Source organism: Enterovibrio nigricans DSM 22720, from assembly GCF_900167155.1.
GTDB lineage: Bacteria > Pseudomonadota > Gammaproteobacteria > Enterobacterales > Vibrionaceae > Enterovibrio > Enterovibrio nigricans.
Genome location: NZ_FUXU01000013.1, coordinates 35,255 through 54,452 on the forward strand (window position 1 = coordinate 35,255; position 19,198 = coordinate 54,452).

A 19,198-nucleotide genomic window follows, 5' to 3' on the forward strand; every position below is an offset into this window, starting at 1 on the left:
TTTTTTTGCCACAATTGCCCAGAACATTGCCTTTTTTGCTCCCACAGGTTGCCATTTTGCCTTGCTTTAATGACCTCATCGAAACAAGACATGGGTATGACACCCACGCCTAACAGGATGAGGAAATAAAAATGAAAAAACTAAACAAAACGCTTCTTGCTATCTCTCTTGTGGTCCCTATGGCAATGACAACAGCCCAAGCGACGGAGCAAAGCCTTCAAACAGAAAGCGAATCGAATGTTGGACTGATTGGATTTGGTGGTGGTGCAGCCTTGGGTGCAGTAATTGGTGGGCCGATTGGTGCAGTTGCCGGTGCTGTGGTTGGTGGTTTGATTGGGCAGGTCGCCACGTTTGAAGAAGAGAGTAAATCCCAAGAGTTGTTGATCACGCAGATGCAGGATGAAAACCAACGTCTGAATTCTTTTAAAACGCTGTATGCAGAGAATGAAATGGAACTGGCTGCGTTAAAGGTAGCGATGCAGGAAAGAAATGTTGATATGGATCTGGCGATGGATATTCAATTTCGTACCAATTCATCCAACATTGAACCGCACTTTCAAAAGCAATTGGATGAAATTGCCTACTTTATGCAGCAACAACCAGAGGTACGCTGGGATTTGGAAGGGCATGCAGATGTACGAGGTAATGAAGACTACAACCTAACACTCTCTCAACAACGCGTGCAGGCTGTTTTTGATTACCTGATTGAGCAAGGCGTTGATCCTGCACAATTGCGTGCAACCGCGTATGGCGATCAATTGGCGATTGAAACTGATGGAGACAGAGAAGGCTATTTCTTTGACCGTCGAGTGAGTCTGCGTTCGGTGTCTGGTGCAACGGAAACGGCGAGCTACTAATATGGAGCGTTCGATGGATATCCGACCTGCGACGTTGGAAGATGCAGAGCGCATTAATGCGCTCTGTGACACTCTCGGCTACCCGGCTACGATAGAAGAAACGGAAGTGCGTATTGAACGGGTGATGAAAAGGGAGACTGGTGGAATTTTGGTGGCAGAGCTTTGCAATATGGTGGTGGGTTTTGTTACGTATCACGTTATCGATATTGTTCATGATGGCATGCCATGGGGGCGAATTTCTGCGATAGCAGTAGATGAGAACTTTCGAGACATGAGCATTGGGAAGCAATTGCTGGAAGCTGCAGAATATCAGCTTAAATTAAACCACTGTATGCGTATAGAAGTGACCAGTCATATCAGCCGGGAAGAGGCACATGGGTTCTATCTACATTTGGGATATCGCATTACGCCTCTTCGCTTTATTAAATTGCTCGCCCAACGCATGCTGGTGGCGGCAAGCTAAATGTTTTTAGGGTGGTTGTTAGCATTTCATTGTTTTTTCATGCGCAAGCAACCACGCTTTTGCAGCAAGGCCTCCTGCATACCCTGTTAGCTTTCCATTCTTACCAATAATGCGATGGCAAGGAACGATAATCGCGATCGGGTTTTGACCATTAGCAGCGCCAACAGCACGTGAAGCATTGGGCTTTCCAATTTGGTTCGCTAAATCGCCATAGCAGCGTGTCTCGCCTGCTGGGATCTTTTGTAGCATTTCCCAAATGCGTTGCTGAAAAGCGGTGCCTTGTAAGTCGAGTGCAACGTTAAAAGCAAATGCCTCACCAGAGAAATAACGATCCAATTGGCTAACAAGATCTTCAAACATCAACTTGTTTTCAATGTGCTCTGAACAAACAGGTACGTCATACTTATACTCAGGCAAAGACAGAGATGTGAGGCCTTTATCTGACGCTGTTAATGTAATGAGACCGAGTGGGGAGCGATAGCTGTAGCGATACTGCACCATAAATTAATCCTTTAATGTATGACAAGGCGTTGTATGTCAATTGGCAGACATGCACCGTTCGATAGGGACGACGAGCGAGGAGCTTACATAGAAAACAGGCCGCAATGAGCGACCTGTTTTTCTGGGATTACTTGTTCAAGTAAGCACAGGCAGTTTGAAACGCGTGCTCTTGAAACTGCTTAAGGCCCACATCTTTCATCGAAACCAAGACTGGTGTGCGCTTAAGGGACTCTTTCATCGCGGAAGCGGTTAGGATCTCACAATCAATCGTTTCGATTAGCTGAAGAGCTGCTTCCAATTTAAAGCCAATTGCACTGCCAGCAAACTTACCTTTCATTGGGCGTTCGCGGATAACAATTTTGTCCACTTTGTAATCTTCCATTAATTTCACAAATTGACTTTGAAAATTACGGATTTGATCAGTGCTGGCTGCATCAGAGATGGTGAACTTGCGTGCACGGCAATCTGGCACGTCAAACAGACCCTGATTCAGATCTAGTAGGCAGATGTTCGCTTCATTGCTTTTAAAGTCGACAGCACAAACTCGCATTATTCTTATTCCACATGTAAATGAGCGCAACATTATAAGCAAACGAGAGCGGTAGGTCATGCACAAACATGACAATGATGCGCGAATGATGGAATTTAGTGCAGATAGAACGCCGCGAGGTCTAGGATTTACGCGTTTTTAGCGGAAGTCGCTGAATGATTTTTTCAGTTTGGCTTCGGTGATACCACGAATGATTTTAAGGTCCGGACGTTTGCGAAGATCAACATACTCAACTTCACGAAAGGCTTCGGTTCTGGCAGAGTAAAACAGCTTGACTGTTGGGGTCATCAGATCATCAGGGTTATCTTTACATACCAACCCAACACGTCCATTACTCAATTCTACGACTGAACCGATTGGGTAGAAGCCTATGCAGCGAATGAACTTCTTCCATAGGTCGGAATCAAGGTGAAACGGTGTCAAACCGATCATTATTTTGAAGGCTTCAGAAGGGGAGAGGGCGGGTTTGTAACACCGTTCAGCAGTAAGCGCATCATAGATATCAACGATACACGACATGCGCCCGATTAGCGTAAGTTCGTCGCCTTTTAAGCCGTTTGGGTAGCCATTCCCGTCGATTTTTTCATGGTGCATCAGGCTTACATCTTTACTGGTCTGCGAGAGTTCCAGCATGCTGTCCAAAACGGGCTGGGACAGTGTTTGGTGCTCTTTCATATGGAAGAACTCTTCATCCGTGAGCTTTCCTGGCTTATTAAGCACTTCGTCACGCACAAGAATTTTACCAATGTCGTGAACAAGCCCACCAACTGCCAAATCTTCAAGGGTTCGCCTGTCCAATTCCAAGAAGCGGCCAAAGTTTACCAAATGAAATGCCACGTTCATTGAATGCTCTAACAGGTAGGCACTTTTCTCTCTGATACCACTTATCCAGAGTACCGCATCTTTACGTTCAAAAATGTTCTCTACGATGTCTGCGCTGATTTCTTTGACAGGCTCAATATCAACAGGTTTGTTTTCGTAGATGTCGGTGAGCAGTTTACTGATTTGCTTTTTGGACGTGTCGACAAGCTCTTTGGCGTAGGAATACTCGTCATTGCCTTTAATGGAGGAATGCTTGCCTACTTTCGTGACGTGATAGCGAATGTCTTCGTCGGACGTGATTTGGTCTGCGTCGATGTATACGAAAAGCACGCCTTTATTTCGAAGGTTGTCGATGGTTTCCTGACGGCGTATAAAGCCAGGCTTTTTCATCTTGGTACGAGCGTGCTGAGATTCGGTCTGCTCGACGTACATACCTATCTCAACGTTATCAATGGCGACTTTCTGCAGCATTGATGGGGCTCCGTATACAGAATTCTATTGCTGTTTTAATGGGTTGAACATTCGATAAGGCTATCGCGATATAAGAGCGAAAATGCACATGGTTATGAATATAACTATATACAAAATACGAGATATTGGTTGATTTAAAAGACAAAGTATTCATTTCGTTACATTTTAACCGTATGCATCACTAATTGTGATGAAATATATAGATTAAATGAAATTACCTACTTTCTTGAAAAAAACGAATTTCTTGCATATTTCGGTGTCTGATAGCGTAAGACTTAACGTAATAGCGTTTACTTTTTCATATTAAAGTGTGGTGTATTTTATTTTGATGTTGAGAAAACGCAAGTGCTACGCTTTGATTTTTATTCAAGGAGTGAATACCTGTTGCTGATTGCGCAGACGTTATATAGAGTGCGCGTTGATTTTAATACCGTGTTAGCGTAACAGGCCGATTTAATGCAACCACTCCAAACTGCCATGCATCCTGACGTATTCCCGTTAGAAGGCAAATCAATGTTCCATCGACGAGCTGCACGCGCAATTGTACTGCGTGGCGAAGATATATTGCTCTTATATACTGCACGCTATCACGACTACTCACTACCAGGTGGTGGTGTTGATGATGGCGAAAGCGAGACCGAAGGAATGATTCGAGAGTTGCAAGAAGAAACGGGTGCTCGGAATATTCGGAATATTGTTCCTTTCTGTACTTATGAAGAATATCGACCTTGGTACAAACCTGATTATGATGTGATGCACATGCTCTCGCATTGTTTCTATTGCGAAATTGACGAAGAGTTGGGCGACGTCGCTTTTGAAGAGTATGAAGTGAAAAATGGTATGCGTCCGGTGTGGATAAACATCCATGAAGCTATCGCACACAATAAGCACACATTACACAACAGTGATAAGAAGGGGCTTTCTCTAGAGCGTGAGATTTTTCTGCTGGAGAAAATCGCAAACGCATTAACGCACTAAAAATCCGATTGAAAACCCCTTACCAGCAGCATGATGGTAAGGGGTTCACGACAGATTAATAGCGATAGAAGACAGTGACATTTCCGAAGCTGTGGTGATTGCGCTTCGATTCTTCAAATTGCTGAGATTCCATGGTCACAGACAGCGTTGCACCCCAATTTTGGTTATACCAAGCAAGGCCAGTTGAAAGTGCACCTTGTGTGTTCTCTAGCGTTGTCGTCGCATTCGATGACGGTTTATCACCTTCTACGGTGATATCGTTGAAACGGTATCTTGCTTCGAGCGTTGCGTAGAAAAACATACCTTGAGCGCTGTGACTAAGCATGCTCACGTCAACGTTGTTTCCGGGAATCACCGTTGTTGACCCCAGCGTACTGCCAAGATCTAATCCATATCGATAAGTACCACCAATCGCCGCTTCACTTTGGAAGTTCCCCGCCTGCCCGCGACCATAGACGCTGAATTCGCCCACCGCCGAGCGAGAGACAAGTTGGTGTGCTTCTAGGCTCAATTGATACACGAATTCATCGTAAACTTGGTAATCCCAGCCCTGAGGGTCTGGAGAGCCAACAATGGTATGCACGATGTCCTGCGCTTCTTCCGCCATGGAGTTTGGACCAACTGTGCCGACCATCAGACCTGCTTTATATGCATTGAGGTCATTTTGGTGATAGGTACGGCCTTGAAGGTAGAGCAAACCCGCGTAAGCGCGTTCGTTAGCTTGCGGTGTGGCAGCTTCAATATCTGAAGGCGTCCACATTTGATTACCAATTTCTACACTGTATCCCACTGTGCTTGGGTCAGAAGACCAGCGTAGGAATAGACCGCTGGTGTATTCTCTATCTGTACCCAACATCCCATCATTGTCTACTGACAAGGAAACCGTGGCCGCTTGAAGTGGAAAACTGACCAACGGAGCAGCGAGAATTGCCGCACCAAGAAAACTGCGAGTAAACATAAAATCCTTAGGAGAAAAACAGGTTGTTTTTATTGCTAAACGGGTGATTTTCATCGTTAATGGGAACATGCTAAACCATTCAAGCTGGTGTGGCGATAGTCGTCGTTAAGGAGAGTGACTTGAAACTGAAAAATAAGGTATTGGTTACTGCTGAATGGCTAAAAAGCCATCTAAATGAACCTTTTATAAAGGTGGTGGATGCCACTAATTTTATGCCGGGAACCCCGAGAAACGCGTTGAATGAATGGAAAAGTAAACGAATTCCAGGCGCGGTTTTCTTTGACTTCGACACTCGAATTTGTGACCAGTCTTCATCGTTGCCTCATATGTTGCCGACGACTGACGTTTTATCAAAAGAAGTTAGCCTACTAGGCATTCACCGTGATGACATTGTGGTTGTCTATGACAGTATGGGCATTTTCTCTTCGCCATGAGCATGGTGGATGTTTAAGATTATGGGGCATGAAAATGTTGTGGTCCTGGATGGTGGTTTGCCTGAATGGGAAAGTCTCGGAGGCGGGCTTGATACCTCAGAACCTTCAGAAATCGAACCTGCAAACTACCTAGCGACGTTTGATGCAACGCGGGTGATTGACAAGTCTCTGCTTCTTGAAGGCATTCATGACGGCTCTGTAAACGTTATAGATGTTCGCCCTAGCGATCGTTTTAATGGTGTCGCCGCAGAACCTAGAGAGGGAGTGAGAAGTGGCCATATGCCCGATGCGGTTAACCTTCCGTTTACCCAGTTGCTTGAAGCCGGAAAATTCAAAACTCAAGACGTGCTTAAATCGCTAATCGAACCGTCACTGAACGATGATAAGCGTAATGTCGCTTCTTGTGGCTCGGGCGTAACGGCGTGTATTCTTGCGTTGGCGAGCGAGCATGCGCTGGGGAAAGTCGTGACGGTTTATGATGGGTCATGGACCGAATGGGGCGGTGATCACACACTACCGATTGTTAGCGGAAAATAATCACGTCTAACCAAACGAATAAAGCCTTCGATTAAGAAGGCTTTATTGATTCAAATGTTATTTAATCACAGGGATAAAGCCCATAGAAGCTGCTAGTTTTTGAGATTTGGCACTGAGGACATAATTCAAAAAGTTTTGGCTGATGTCGGATAGTTCATCTTTTTTATGTAGCAACAAAAATGGGCGAGACAATTTGTAGCTGCCATCTTCCATATTTGAAAGGCTGTAAGACACACCGTCTACTGCAACCGATTTAATTGAAGGCTCAATAGTTCCTGCTGAGATATATCCCATGGCATGTTTGTTGTTGGAAACCAGCATTTTCACCATGCTGTTTGCATTTACAACCAGCAGCGAAGCGCTTATGTCGGATACTTGCGCACCCTTATACACACGGGTTAAACCAAGAAAAGATTCAAACGAATATCTTGAACCGGATGCAAGCTCACGCGATACCACCGCAATTTTCTGATCTTCCCCGCCGACTTGACGCCAGTTAGTGATTTTACCGCGATAAATTTCAGAAATTTGCTTGGAAGTAAGAGAAACCACTGGGTTTTCAGGATGCACAACCAATGTGAGCCCATCATAAGCAATAACATGCGTTTTCAAATCAGGCATGATTTCTGAATTCTTCAAATAGCGAGAGCTCATACCCAGTTCAGAAATACCTTTGTTAACTGCGAGAATGCCAGCTGAAGAGCCAGTTCCCTGAACTTCAATAACCTGACCCGTTTCTTTTTCATAATGTTCTGACAATACATCAATTAAATACGTGACGGATGTAGAGCCTGAAACCGTTAGTCGATCTTCAGACGCAGCGTTGGCAAAAGGAATGATAAAACTGAATACCAGCGCAATTAAGCGAAACAACATACTTTCTCCGATTTTGTTATAGGGTGCCAAAAAGCCGAGGAATTTTATGACTGTAATATGACAATAATGTGATATCCGTGAACAACTTGGCTTCACCGCACTCAATTTGTGCATGACGAATATTAGAACGAATGGATAAAAATAGGAGGCGCGAATTGTTCAAAAGTTACTCTACAAATCTGAAAACTAAGGTTGAAGGGTGGAACAGGTCAAAGTTGGAATGATATACACCATGTAAGCAGATATTAATGGTTACAATTTATTAACAATATGATATGACTGAAATCATGTTGTTGATAGAGCGAAATGGAGCAGCAGCGTGACAAATAAAATTGCTATGTCGACGAATAACGTATTACTTCCCGAGCGGATTCAAAAGCTTGTTCAAGCTTTGTCTAGCGGTGTATACGAGCGGGAAAATACTATTCGTCTCTGTTTGCTTGCTGCGTTAAGCGGTGAAAGTGTTTTTTTGTTGGGGCCTCCGGGCATTGCGAAAAGCTATATCGCCAAACGTTTAATTAAAGCATTTGATGACAGCCACTTTTTTGAGTACCTGATGACGCGCTTCTCAACACCTGAAGAAGTGTTTGGTCCACTGTCGATTCAAGAACTAAAAGACAATGGAAAATATGTTCGCTTAACGGATGGCTACCTGCCAACGGCTGATGTCGTTTTCCTTGATGAAATATGGAAAGCAGGTCCTGCTATTCTCAACACGCTTTTAACTGTCGTTAATGAGCGCGTTTTCCGAAACGGTAGCGAAGTATTGCCGGTTCCTATGCGCCTTCTTGTGACTGCTTCCAACGAATTACCCGATCCTGATAGCGGCCTTGATGCACTGTATGATCGCATGCTGGTTCGTATTTTCGTAAACCGAATTCAAGAGAAAAACAACTTTAAACGCCTGCTGGTAGGTGATGCAGCGGATCCGGATCTCGAACTGGACTCGTCGATAAGGATCAAAGCCTCTGAGTATGATCGCTGGCAGCGACAAATTGACCAAGTGCTACTGACAGATGCTGTTTTTGAGAAGATCTACGCGCTCAAGATGCTGTTAGAAAATGAAGCCGAAAATGGTAGCCACGTATTCCCGTCTGAAGAGCTTTATGTGTCTGACCGACGATGGAAAAAAGCAGTGCGCTTACTCAAAGCGAGTGCGTTTTTTAATGGCCGCAGCGAAGTTAATCCAGTCGATATTCTTTTGCTTCAGGAATGTTTGTGGCATAGCCCAGAATCACGTGAAGTGGTTAACAATATCATGCGTCGCTTTGCGCAAGATGTCTGCTTCAACCAACAAGAAGCCTTGGCTGTTTCCGCAGAAGCCGGTGAGGATATTAAAACCCTTGCAGAAGATATTAATGACTCGCTTGGTCATACCATGGACACGGAAATGTCGATGCGTAAGGAAAAGTACTATGTAGATCTGTCGAACGCGCGTCGATACAGCATCAACATGTCTAAAAACATGATCAAGTTGGTGATGCTGGAAGCGAACCCTTCGGTGTCTGAGAAAGAGAAAGGAGACAGTCGCTGGGTATATGTCGATGCTGCTGAGTTTGAGAAGAAAATAAAAAGTGCCCCGTGTGACGTATATGGCTACGTCAATAAGAACGAAAACCTGTGTGTACTAAAATTAGATGTAGACAGTGATCGTCGATTGTTGATCAAAGACATTGCTAACCGACCTGTGCCCGTTGCTATTGCGGGTGTGGATGATAACGATGCGCAAGCATTTGTAGAATGGCAGGAAAGAAATGAGGCTGCGATCAAAAAGATCAATGAATCAAAACACCTGATCCGTCTGGCTCGCACACAGTTAAATGCAGCTTTGCCTCATCATTTTGCTAATTCTGATCTTTTAGAGTTACTGGCGACGAGTATCACTGATGCTGAAGAGACACTACAGCGTCAGACAACGAAATTTGAAAAGAATGCGTTTCGCGTTCGCATGTTGTCAGAATACATTGAATAAGGAGATGGTATGGTGAGTCCAGAATCCCTACATCTCGGCATGATGTTGGCCGAAACTGGTATGTTGGAGCATGCGGTTACGGAAGTCATGGCTAAACCTCAACTTTTGGTGTTAACCGAATCTAGCCCTGGCGCAAAATCTGCAGTGAGACGACATATTCGAAAATGGCGTCATTCTGTAAAGCGTCGCCTGAGCAACGACTGTATTACGGCTGATCTCAAGCAAGAGCTGACGTTTTACCAAGAAGCTGTTCAAATGTCCCAACAAACGTTCTCTGAAAATGCCAAAGGCATGATCAAACAGCTCGAAGGGAAATCAGTTTTCTATCTCGAAGCACGGCGTTTGCTCGAAAAAAACATTGCGCAAGAAACGCCAATGTTTCAAGCGTACTTCTGCAATAAATGGTACGAGCACCTAGCGAGCTCTATAAAAGATGCGCAGCAGAAACAATTAGAAGCGCACAAAGACAGATTGTTGAAAGAATTGTACCAGCGGATTGAAACCTACAAAACGCTGGAAGATGTGCAAGAAGAGGGCAAGTTTGAAAAGGTTGGCAGGCTATGGGATTTAGCCGCTGCGAAAGTGACACAAACCGACGTTGAATTACTAAAACAATTTGTCGCTTTTCTTAAAGACAATCAAGACCTTCAGGATATCGCCCAAAAGCTCGGGAGAATGGCCAGTGATGTTGATGATCCCTCTCTGCAGCGTTCACCTTCTGAAGAATTAAAGCTGGTGGAAGAGCCTGCGGACAACGTCGCAGACGATATTGTTGGTATTCATCAAAGTGATCACCTTGATAAGCTTGTTCCCAATGAAACCATTTACCTTGCAGAGCCTTCACTGGAAATCTTGTTCTATAAACATTTCGCGGATAAAAGGTTGTTGACTTATCGCATGCAGGGGATGCAGCGTTCGTTACGTAAAGTAAAAGCGTTTAAACCAGAAAGTAAGCAGATAGACGTTGAGAAGGGGCCCTTTCTCATTTGCGTTGATGCTTCTGGCTCGATGAGTGGTTACCCTGAGCAGTGCGCCAAAGCAATGGCGTACGCTTTGATGCAAATCGCGGTTCGCGAAGAGCGCGAATGCACGGTGATGATCTTTTCCACCGATCACATCAGCTATGAACTCACAGGCGAAGAAGGACTAAAAGAAGCGTTAAATTTTCTTTCTTACTCCTTTCATGGAGGTACAGATTTAGCACCTGTGCTGACGCACTCAATTGATCTGATGGGAACAGACAAATACCGCAATGCAGATTTGGTGGTCATTTCGGATTTTATGGCCCCAGAGCAGGACAAAGACGTTCGAGATAAAGTGGAAAAGCTAAAAGGGCAGCACAATCGCTTTCATGCTCTTAATCTATCAAAATATGGAAACCCAGCACTGATGCAAATGTTTGATTGTGTGTGGGATTACCATCCTTCATTGATGGGAAGGTTGCTTAAGCGCTTTTAATTATTAGCCCCGCCATTGCGGGGCTATTTGATCGTGCTATGCGCAAGTTAGTGTCGTTCAGAAAATGCGAGTTTCAACCCTAATAACGCAAAACTGCCTGCAAATACACGCTGTAATAGGGTAGTAATGCGTGATGAATTGAGCACATAGTCTCTTACTGTTGCAGAAAGTAACCCGTAGCCAATAAAAACAATAAAAGTCATTGCCATAAATATGCAGCCGAGCAACAGCATCATCGGCGTAGGGTTTGTCATTGAGCTTGGAACAAACTGAGGCAGAAAGGCCATAAAGAACAATGTTAGCTTGGGGTTGAGCACGTTTATCAAACAAGCACGAACGGCAATACTCAGCATGTTAGTCTGCTCTTTTTCCTGCCTAACAGATAAAGTCCCGCTGTTTTTCCACATAGACCAAGCCATAAACAACAAATAGGCGACGCCGAGATATTTCACGAATTGAAAGGCGATAGCACTGGTATGGATGAGGATAGCCAACCCCGTGATACTGGCGAGCATGGAGGGGATAATTCCAACTGTGCAGCCAATCGACGCCCAAATGCTGGCACGGTAGCCGACAAACAGTCCAGTTGATATGGTATATAGAACGCCTGTGCCAGGGATTAGTACGACAACCAGAGAGGTGATAAGAAATTCCATCGATACCATATAAAGTCTTCCTTTTTTCCGTGCAACAATTTGCGAATACCGTTATAGATTAATCAAATACAAAGAGCGACCCAAGCCGCTCTTTGTTACGTCTTTGAGATTGCATTAACTCAGTAACAAGCTGTCATCCGCAAGCTCCTCACCACGGACCTTACTAAACATTTCGAGGAGGTGAGGAACATCCATGTTGGCACGCTCTTCACCTTTCACATCCAGTACAATTTGTCCCTGATGCAGCATCACTGTTCGATCGCCACAAGCGAGGGCATCTTTCATCGAGTGGGTGACCATAAGCGCGGTGAGGCCAAACTCGGTGATAACCTTCTTAGTCAGATCAATCACGAAAGCCGCCATGCGAGGGTCAAGGGCAGCAGTGTGTTCATCTAGCAGTAGCAATTTACTGTCTGATAGTGTCGCCATTACCAAGCTCACAGCTTGTCTCTGACCACCTGAAAGAAGGCCAATACTGTCACCAAGTCGGTCTTCCAACCCCAATCCCAAAATGGATATACGGTCTCTGAAAACATCTCGGCGTTTGTTTGATGTTGCTAGACTCCAGCCTCGAATACCGCCACGTTTAAAAGCGAGGGCGAGGTTTTCTTCAATGGTGAGAGTTGCACAGGTGCCCGCCAAAGGATCTTGGAACACTCGGGCTGCGAGTTTTGCACGTTTATGCACGGGCTGGCGGGTAACGTCAGTGCCATCAATGACGACCTTGCCACCAATCATGGGCGTTTCACCACTGATTGCGCCAAGGAGGGTCGATTTACCTGCACCGTTTGAGCCTATAACTGTCAAAAACTCATTCTTAGGGACAGTGAGTGACACTTGCCGCAAGGCCCGATTTTCCAACACAGTGCCGGGATTGAAGGTGACTTCAATGTCTTTTAATTCGATCATTTCGCCATCCCCGCTTCTTTGATCTTTTTCTTCTTCTGGTATTGCTCTCTGGCTTTAGGTGCGATTAGCGCCAGTGCTACAAGCAACGCAGTGACCAAGTTGAGGTCGGATGCCTTTAGCCCAAACATGCCAGAGCTAAGGGCAAAAGCGACGGCTAAGCGATAAAGAACAGAGCCAAGAATAACAGCGACAACGGCAACCCAAACCTTACGGCCTGGGAGTAACGTTTGGCCCAATATCACTGCAGCAAGACCAACAACAATCGTCCCGACGCCAGAGGTGACGTCTGCAAAACTGTTTGTCTGAGCAAACAGTGCGCCGGAAAAACCGACAAAACCGTTCGAAATCGCCAAACCAAAGTATGTGTAAAACGCCGTGCTCGCCCCTTGTGCTCTGACCATTCTAGCGTTCACACCAGTCGCTCGTAGGCCTAAACCAAAGTCACTGTTCAAAAGACGAATGATAAACCACGCACTGATCACCACTAAAATAAAGACGACCAACGGACGTGCGTAAACAGGGTCAATACCCATGTTTTCGAATGGCGTGAGAATGGTTTCTTCACCAAGAAGCGCAATATTCGGGCGGCCCATGATGCGAATGTTGATCGAAAACGCAGCGATCATTGTCAAAATACTGGAAAGTAGGTTTAGTATGCCGCACTTTACCGTCAAAAACGCAGTGATCAACCCTGAGGCTGCACCAGCAAAGATTGCAGCAATGGTTGAAACCCAAGGGTCAACACCAGAAACAATTAGCGTCGCTGCGACGGCAGCGCCCATAGGGAAGCTGCCATCAACAGTAAGATCTGGAAAATCCAGAACTCGGAAGGTTAGATAAACACCCAGTGCCACCAGGCCGTAAACCAGACCTACTTCCAGCGTGCCAAAAAAGGCAATTGAGGTCATGTACTACTCCTAGTGAATTACTTTTCAACCGTCGTTGCGCGGTCTAACAGCGATTGCGGTACAGTGACGCCCAGTTTTTGAGCTGCTTTCAGGTTGATTGCTAGGTCAGAACCTACCGCAACCTTTGCGGGAAGATCTGCCACTTTTTCGCCTTTCAGCAACGCGGCAACATAATCAGCGGTTTGAACACCAATTTGGTAGTAGTCAAAGCCAAGTGCGGCAACCGCACCATTTGGAATGTAGGATGTTGCACCACCTATAACAGGTTTGCCCGCTTGGTTCGACGCACCGACAAGTGCATCAATCGCACTGGCAACCGTGTTGTCGGTTGGTGCATAAATGACATCGGCTTGAGAAGCTACGATTTGCGCGGCAGATTGAACGTCAGCACTTTTCAACGCCGTGCCTTCAACCACTTTTAAACCTTGAGCATCTGCGGCTGCACGCAGCAACTCTACCAGTGCAACGGCATTTGCTTCTCCCGGGTTATAGACCACACCGATAGATGTCATGTTTGGCAACAGCTCTTTTGCAAGTGCGACATGCTGGGCAACAGGAGACAGATCAGACAGCCCAGTGACGTTTGCACTCGGCTTTTCCATATCTTTAATGAGCTTTGCGCCAACCGGATCAGTCACTGCTGTAAAGACAACAGGAATGGATTTGGTTGCGGCAACAAGCGCTTGAGCAGAAGGAGTTGCAATGCCGACGAGGACGTCAGGTCTTTCGCCGACGTATTGACGAGCAATCTGAACAGCGATAGCAGGGTTACCCTGAGCCGTTTGATAGGAGAAGTCGAGATTTTCACCGTCAACATAACCGAGTTTTTTCAGGCCGTCGACAAGACCCTGGCGAGTCGCGTCTAATGCGGGGTGTTCAACAATCTGTGAAACGGCTACTTTTGCCGTGTCAGCGCTGGCGGTAAAAGGCACAGTAAAAAGAGTGGCAGCACAGCATGCGGACATGATTAGTTTGGAAATTTTCATCGCTTTCTCCCTGATGAGTGACGGTGGGCAAGAATCACCCAACGCTTTGTCACGTGTTAATCCATTGTTATATCCAAAAATTGACGTTAAATCAGGTAGTAAAGTTGCAAAACAAGACCAACTGTATTGCCCGATTACGCTTCTCTTGAACATTTATGCTGTTAAGTTCATGAATAAACAATACTTTTGTGCCATGTTGGATATTCATCCAATAGCGCTCAAATAGTGGGTTACTCTATGTTTTTAACAGAATGTGAGTTTAGTGGTAACATACTACCTTATAAAGCAGTGAATAATATGTCACAATGTCTTTACGATCGAAATATCATCTTTTTGTAAGAAAGTTTGATCTACGATGGGTAAACCAACCTCAAATTACACTGTAAATCCTGAAAACTGGCGAACGAGCAAGAACAAGAGTACGTGCTACTAACATTTTTGTGCATTGAAATGAAAGATCCTTCTCCCATTTAGTCTGATTGATGATGAAAATTTAAGGGGAATGTTGATGTTTGTGGGGTAAGCCAGAAAGCGAGAAGTTAGAACTGTAATATTCTCATTCACCCTCTAAGATATGTGCCCAATTACTTCTCTCGACTATTTTCGTTACGCACAAGGACTTGTGCGACTCTTCCAAAATAAGAACAACTGTATTGAGAGGAGGCTTTGGGGAAGGTGCCGGCACCTCTAATGGCCGAAATACTGCTGAGCGATTTTTCCCATCGCAAAGGACACAATTCGCTTGGAGGCGCAAGAAATGAAGCTACTAATGGCGCTAATGCTAATGCTAATGCTGCTGTTGCCGGGAACGGCATTTGCTGCAGGCGCAGGGACCCCACTCGACCTCACTGACTCCCCTGTAGGTTATATCGCTTTGGTTATCTTTGTTGGCGCATACGCGCTGGTCATGATGGAAGAGCAGATACACCTTCGTAAATCCAAACCTGTACTGCTAGCTGCTGGCCTTATTTGGCTTATGCTTGGGTTTGTCTATTCCAGTGCGGGGAAGACAGAAGTTGCACAGTACGCTATCGAACATAACCTGCTCGAATATGCTGAATTAATGCTCTTTTTGTTGGTGGCAATGACATATATTTCAGCCATGGAAGAAAGGCGTTTATTTGATGGGTTAAAAGCCTGGATCGTTGGTAAGGGGTACGATCTTCGTCAACTATTTTGGATCACGGGTTGGCTTTCCTTTTTCATTTCACCCATAGCCGACAACCTGACCACTGCATTGTTAATGTGTACAGTTGTAATGAAAATTGGGGGGAATAACCCACGATTCGTGAACATTGCGTGCGTTAATATCGTCGTTGCTGCAAATGCTGGCGGGGCATTCAGTCCATTTGGAGACATTACTACGCTCATGGTTTGGCAGGCGGGTATTGTTGAATTTACGCAATTCGGTGCGCTGTTTGTTCCATCTGTTGTTAACTATATTCTGCCTGCCTTTATCATGTCTCTGTTTGTTCCTAAAGAACAACCAGATGTGGTACAGGAATTTGTTGAACTGAAACGCGGTGCGAGACGAATCGTCGTCCTTTTTCTGTTCACGATATTAACCGCCGTTGGCTTCCACGGATTGGTACATTTCCCACCGGTGATAGGCATGATGATGGGATTAGCTTATCTGCAATTTTTCGGGTTCTATCTACGAAAAACCTTACCCAATTCACTGGCGCGTAAGAGGGCGTTAGCACAAGCCAAGAACGATGAGGCAGCATTAAGAAGGTTGGGCTCTGTCATTCCGTTTGATGTATTCCGCAGAGTCTCCCACGCAGAGTGGGATACGCTCTTGTTCTTTTACGGCGTTGTTATGTGTGTGGGCGGTTTGAGTCTCATCGGTTACTTATCAAGCGTTTCAAACGTAATGTACTTGCAATGGGATCCTGTTTGGGCCAACACACTGGTGGGGATACTCTCTGCTTTGGTGGATAACATACCTGTTATGTTTGCCGTGTTGACCATGCAACCCGAGATGTCTTTGGGTAACTGGCTACTTGTTACCTTGACCGCTGGTGTCGGCGGGAGCTTGCTGTCTCTTGGCTCTGCTGCAGGTGTGGCTTTGATGGGGCAAGCGAGAGGTATGTATACTTTCTTCGGCCACTTGAAATGGGCTCCGGTGATATTCATAGGATACGTGGCATCAATTTTATGCCACCTCTGGTTGAATAGCGGGGCATTCTAACCCAATGATCGAAAAGAGAGCGGCGAAAGCCGCTCTCTTTTTTGTTGAGCATTTGTCCGCAGTTCTGCAAAATAGCAGCAATGTATTCTTGGGTAACACATTGGAAACACGATGATCTCGAAGTGGGCAGTACGTTTTTATCAAATGGCAGAGCTAGTAGGCTCTTGGAGTAAAGACCCTTCAACTCAGGTCGGTGCGGTGATTACCAAAGGCAAGCGCATTGTGTCTGTAGGGTTTAACGGTTATCCACACGGTATTTCTGACAGTGCAGACACGGATGATCGCGACATGAAGTTGTTAAAGACGCTGCATGCAGAAGAGAACGCGATTCTTTTCTCTAAGCGTGATCTGGAAGACTGCGAAATTTGGGTGACGCATTTCCCTTGTCCGAACTGTGCAGCGAAAATTATCCAAACTGGGATTTCTAAAGTGTATTGCCCTGAACAAAGCGAAGACTTTCTTTCTCGTTGGGGTGAAAAGATCAAAATCAGCGCAGACATGTTCACGCAAGCAGGGGTAGAAGTCCATTGGTTGCCATTGTCTGAGTTGCCACCAAAGCGTGACGCTGAATAAGCTGAAAATGGGCTTTCGTGCGTAGAGCGAAATCTCTATAATCGGCGGCCATAATGAACACAGCAGTAAGAAGGTAGCAACATGGCTAGCACTGCACATGCGTTGCACATCTTGGTTAAACACCAAAATCAGGCTGAAGATATTATCCAGCAGCTGAAAAAAGGCGCGAAATTTCAAACACTCGCGAAGAAGTACTCCACTTGTCCATCAGGTAAAAGCGGTGGTGATTTAGGCGAGTTCCGCCGAGGTCAAATGGTGCCACAGTTTGACAAGGTTTGTTTTACCGCTGAGGTGCTAACACCCCATTTAGTGAAAACAAAATTCGGCTGGCATGTGGTGAAAGTTTTGTACCGTATTTAATTAATCTTGTATACCAGAACTCTCAGTAGTTTATAATGTACTACGTTGAAATTACTGAGAATTCTTGATGTATACCCCTCAATTGCTTAGTGAACATTACAGTCAGATCACTACCCACCAAACTGAACAACCATTAGCTATCCTTTACTCACGATTCAGTTCCCGTAACCAAGTGGGCAATGATTCTATCAATCGCCAGCTAGAAGGTGCTCAAAAGTTTTGTGAGTACCACAATCTAAAGTTATCTGAAGCTAACTACTCCGACTTGGGAATAAGCGCCTACAAAGACAATGTCCGTGAAGGACTTGAGCTGCTTTTGAACGCTGTCCGTGATGGAACCATTCCTGCTAATAGCTGGATCTTGTGTCACACAACATGCCGTCTATCCCGTAAAGGCTTTCAACATGTGCTTAAACTAGTGAGTGAACTAGTAGCAACTGGTTGTAAGTTCTGCACGATTAATGACAACCAAGTGTATGATTCAACAAACATCAACAAGTTGAGCAGTGCTTTACCGCTCATTATTTCTGCTGATTTGGCGTTCAGTGAATCAGAGAAAAAGTCATTAATGATCAAGCACGCTAAAGAGCAAACACGCAAAAATCGCAAGATTGTTGGTAAGCAGCCATACTGGATCACTCTTCAAGATGGCAAGCCAATGCTTAATGACTTTTCAACGATTGTTAAGACTATTATTGATCTCCGTTTAAAGGGTTACTCTGCGCAACGCATTGCCAAGCAGCTTAATGCAGATGGTCATCTAAGCCCTACAGGGAAATCATGGGGTGCAGCTGCGATCAGAAAGACGATTGATAACCATGTGCTCTATGGAGCCAAAGAATATAGTGAGATGAAAGATGGTAAATTAGTGCCAGTTGAAATCGTTGAGGATCTGTATCCTGCATTATGTGATAAAAGCATTTGGTTGCAAATCAAATATGAAAAGGGCACAAAAGAAGTAGGTAAGCGAAGTAAGAGCAGCCCATTTAGCAAACTGTTGCGTTGTGCATGTTGTGGCTCAGCCATGACCACTCGAAGCACGTATCAAAAAGGTGTCAAATACGATTACCGTGTCTGCATTCGTTCCACTGAGGGTAGCTGTGATCAAAAATCCCGTTTCCGTGATCTAGACAATATCATATTAGGTGAACTCAAACACTTGAAGTATGAAGTAAAGACACATGCAACAGTTGAAGTTGATAGCATCAAGGTGTTTCAAGATAAGCTAACTTTGCTAAATCAAACGAAAGAGTTACTTCAATCAAATCCTACTGCTCTAGCAGCAATTTACGCTGATATTGCCAAAACAGAGCAAGAGCTACATGAAGCAAAGCGCACAAAAGAGTTACTGGAATCTCAACCAAATGAAGTCAACTTCCAAGCCATTGTGGACGTTGAGGATCAAAGTCAACGAAATGTTCTATTAAGGCGCATCATTGCATCAATTGAAGTAAAACGCATTGACAAGGAAAAGTTAGTATCTCAAGTGCGTGTAGTAGTTCGTTTTAAGAACAGTCATACACAAACATTTGTCGTTTGCTATCGTTATCGAGGCTATGACATTAAGTGGCTTACTGATACTGAGAAATATAAAGAGCAATTGAACGCATTTGTTAATGATGCAGTGAAACAACTTGAAGAATGGGAACAATAAAAGGGCGAAAGCCCTTTTTTTATACCTGTGCTATCTGATCCACCAGCATCAAAAAATACCCTTTCATATACATATCATCCGTCT

At 44.9% G+C, this 19,198-nt stretch carries 20 protein-coding genes; 11 read left to right on the forward strand and 9 right to left on the reverse strand.

Going from position 1 to position 19,198, the window contains the following annotated elements; translation table 11 throughout:
* The first annotated feature begins 131 nt into the window (after positions 1–131).
* Positions 132–857 carry a sortase-associated OmpA-like protein PdsO gene (pdsO, locus tag B5D35_RS07140; RefSeq protein WP_078751903.1) on the forward strand — a complete coding sequence of 242 codons (726 nt, stop codon included), beginning with the start codon at positions 132–134 and terminating at the stop codon, positions 855–857.
* 13 nt (positions 858–870) lie between these two features.
* Positions 871–1,320 carry a GNAT family N-acetyltransferase gene (locus tag B5D35_RS07145; protein ID WP_078751904.1) on the forward strand — a complete coding sequence of 150 codons (450 nt, stop codon included), beginning with the start codon at positions 871–873 and terminating at the stop codon, positions 1,318–1,320.
* An 18-nt stretch (positions 1,321–1,338) separates the two neighbouring features.
* On the opposite strand, the gene B5D35_RS07150 is transcribed toward B5D35_RS07145, so the two are convergent.
* The 3 genes from B5D35_RS07150 to B5D35_RS07160 all read right to left on the reverse strand — a co-directional run bounded on the left by B5D35_RS07150 (position 1,339) and on the right by B5D35_RS07160 (position 3,664).
* Positions 1,339–1,821 (reverse strand): methylated-DNA--[protein]-cysteine S-methyltransferase, encoded by a 483-nt coding sequence (locus B5D35_RS07150; protein ID WP_078751905.1) that lies wholly within the window; start codon positions 1,819–1,821, stop codon positions 1,339–1,341.
* Between the two features lie 127 nt (positions 1,822–1,948).
* On the reverse strand, positions 1,949–2,371 hold the full coding sequence (locus tag B5D35_RS07155) for a DUF3010 family protein (RefSeq protein WP_078751906.1): 423 nt from the start codon (positions 2,369–2,371) through the stop codon (positions 1,949–1,951).
* 138 nt (positions 2,372–2,509) lie between these two features.
* Entirely contained in the window at positions 2,510–3,664 is a 1,155-nt protein-coding gene (locus B5D35_RS07160) for a cyclic di-GMP phosphodiesterase (protein WP_078751907.1), read from the reverse strand.
* Between the two features lie 456 nt (positions 3,665–4,120).
* On the opposite strand from B5D35_RS07160, the gene B5D35_RS07165 reads away from it, so the two are divergent.
* Positions 4,121–4,642 carry an NUDIX hydrolase gene (locus B5D35_RS07165; protein ID WP_078751908.1) on the forward strand — a complete coding sequence of 174 codons (522 nt, stop codon included), beginning with the start codon at positions 4,121–4,123 and terminating at the stop codon, positions 4,640–4,642.
* 55 nt (positions 4,643–4,697) lie between these two features.
* Here the strand turns inward: B5D35_RS07165 and B5D35_RS07170 are convergent, their stop codons facing one another.
* Positions 4,698–5,600, reverse strand: a complete 903-nt coding sequence (locus tag B5D35_RS07170) for a lipid A deacylase LpxR family protein (RefSeq protein WP_078751909.1) — start codon at positions 5,598–5,600, stop codon at positions 4,698–4,700.
* Positions 5,601–5,719: 119 nt separating this feature from the next.
* Here B5D35_RS07170 and B5D35_RS24800 point away from each other — a divergent pair, with 119 nt between their 5' ends.
* Together B5D35_RS24800 and B5D35_RS24805 are read left to right on the forward strand one after the other, a co-directional pair.
* A complete protein-coding gene (locus B5D35_RS24800) occupies positions 5,720–6,034 on the forward strand; it encodes a rhodanese-like domain-containing protein (RefSeq protein WP_244556526.1) in 315 nt (104 codons plus the stop codon).
* Between the two features lie 9 nt (positions 6,035–6,043).
* Entirely contained in the window at positions 6,044–6,571 is a 528-nt protein-coding gene (locus tag B5D35_RS24805) for a sulfurtransferase (RefSeq protein WP_244556527.1), read from the forward strand.
* Positions 6,572–6,628: 57 nt separating this feature from the next.
* Here the strand turns inward: B5D35_RS24805 and B5D35_RS07180 are convergent, their stop codons facing one another.
* Positions 6,629–7,447 (reverse strand): phosphate ABC transporter substrate-binding protein, encoded by an 819-nt coding sequence (locus B5D35_RS07180; protein WP_101210167.1) that lies wholly within the window; start codon positions 7,445–7,447, stop codon positions 6,629–6,631.
* Positions 7,448–7,784: 337 nt separating this feature from the next.
* Between B5D35_RS07180 and B5D35_RS07185 the strand changes: the two genes are divergently transcribed.
* Together B5D35_RS07185 and viaA are read left to right on the forward strand one after the other, a co-directional pair.
* On the forward strand, positions 7,785–9,419 hold the full coding sequence (locus B5D35_RS07185; RefSeq protein WP_170915145.1) for an AAA family ATPase: 1,635 nt from the start codon (positions 7,785–7,787) through the stop codon (positions 9,417–9,419).
* Positions 9,420–9,428: 9 nt separating this feature from the next.
* On the forward strand, positions 9,429–10,877 hold the full coding sequence (viaA, locus tag B5D35_RS07190) for an ATPase RavA stimulator ViaA (RefSeq protein ID WP_078751911.1): 1,449 nt from the start codon (positions 9,429–9,431) through the stop codon (positions 10,875–10,877).
* 47 nt (positions 10,878–10,924) lie between these two features.
* Here the strand turns inward: viaA and B5D35_RS07195 are convergent, their stop codons facing one another.
* From B5D35_RS07195 to B5D35_RS07210, 4 genes are all read right to left on the reverse strand, one after another.
* Positions 10,925–11,542, reverse strand: coding sequence for a LysE family translocator (locus tag B5D35_RS07195; RefSeq protein WP_078751912.1), 618 nt, complete (start codon positions 11,540–11,542; stop codon positions 10,925–10,927).
* A 105-nt stretch (positions 11,543–11,647) separates the two neighbouring features.
* Complete coding sequence (locus B5D35_RS07200) at positions 11,648–12,442, reverse strand: ABC transporter ATP-binding protein (RefSeq protein WP_078751913.1); 795 nt, start codon at positions 12,440–12,442, stop codon at positions 11,648–11,650.
* Entirely contained in the window at positions 12,439–13,350 is a 912-nt protein-coding gene (locus B5D35_RS07205; RefSeq protein WP_078751914.1) for an ABC transporter permease, read from the reverse strand. Before B5D35_RS07205 ends, B5D35_RS07200 begins: the two co-directional genes overlap by 4 nt.
* 17 nt (positions 13,351–13,367) lie before the next feature.
* Positions 13,368–14,336, reverse strand: coding sequence for an ABC transporter substrate binding protein (locus B5D35_RS07210; RefSeq protein WP_078751915.1), 969 nt, complete (start codon positions 14,334–14,336; stop codon positions 13,368–13,370).
* Between the two features lie 769 nt (positions 14,337–15,105).
* Here B5D35_RS07210 and nhaD point away from each other — a divergent pair.
* From nhaD to B5D35_RS07235, 4 genes are all read left to right on the forward strand, one after another.
* Complete coding sequence (gene nhaD / locus B5D35_RS07220; RefSeq protein WP_212567534.1) at positions 15,106–16,527, forward strand: sodium:proton antiporter NhaD; 1,422 nt, start codon at positions 15,106–15,108, stop codon at positions 16,525–16,527.
* A gap of 111 nt (positions 16,528–16,638) precedes the next feature.
* A complete protein-coding gene (locus B5D35_RS07225) occupies positions 16,639–17,100 on the forward strand; it encodes a dCMP deaminase family protein (protein ID WP_078751918.1) in 462 nt (153 codons plus the stop codon).
* Positions 17,101–17,181: 81 nt separating this feature from the next.
* Positions 17,182–17,460 (forward strand): peptidylprolyl isomerase, encoded by a 279-nt coding sequence (locus B5D35_RS07230; protein WP_078751919.1) that lies wholly within the window; start codon positions 17,182–17,184, stop codon positions 17,458–17,460.
* A 67-nt stretch (positions 17,461–17,527) separates the two neighbouring features.
* Complete coding sequence (locus B5D35_RS07235) at positions 17,528–19,114, forward strand: recombinase family protein (protein WP_078751920.1); 1,587 nt, start codon at positions 17,528–17,530, stop codon at positions 19,112–19,114.
* Positions 19,115–19,198 lie beyond the last annotated feature (84 nt).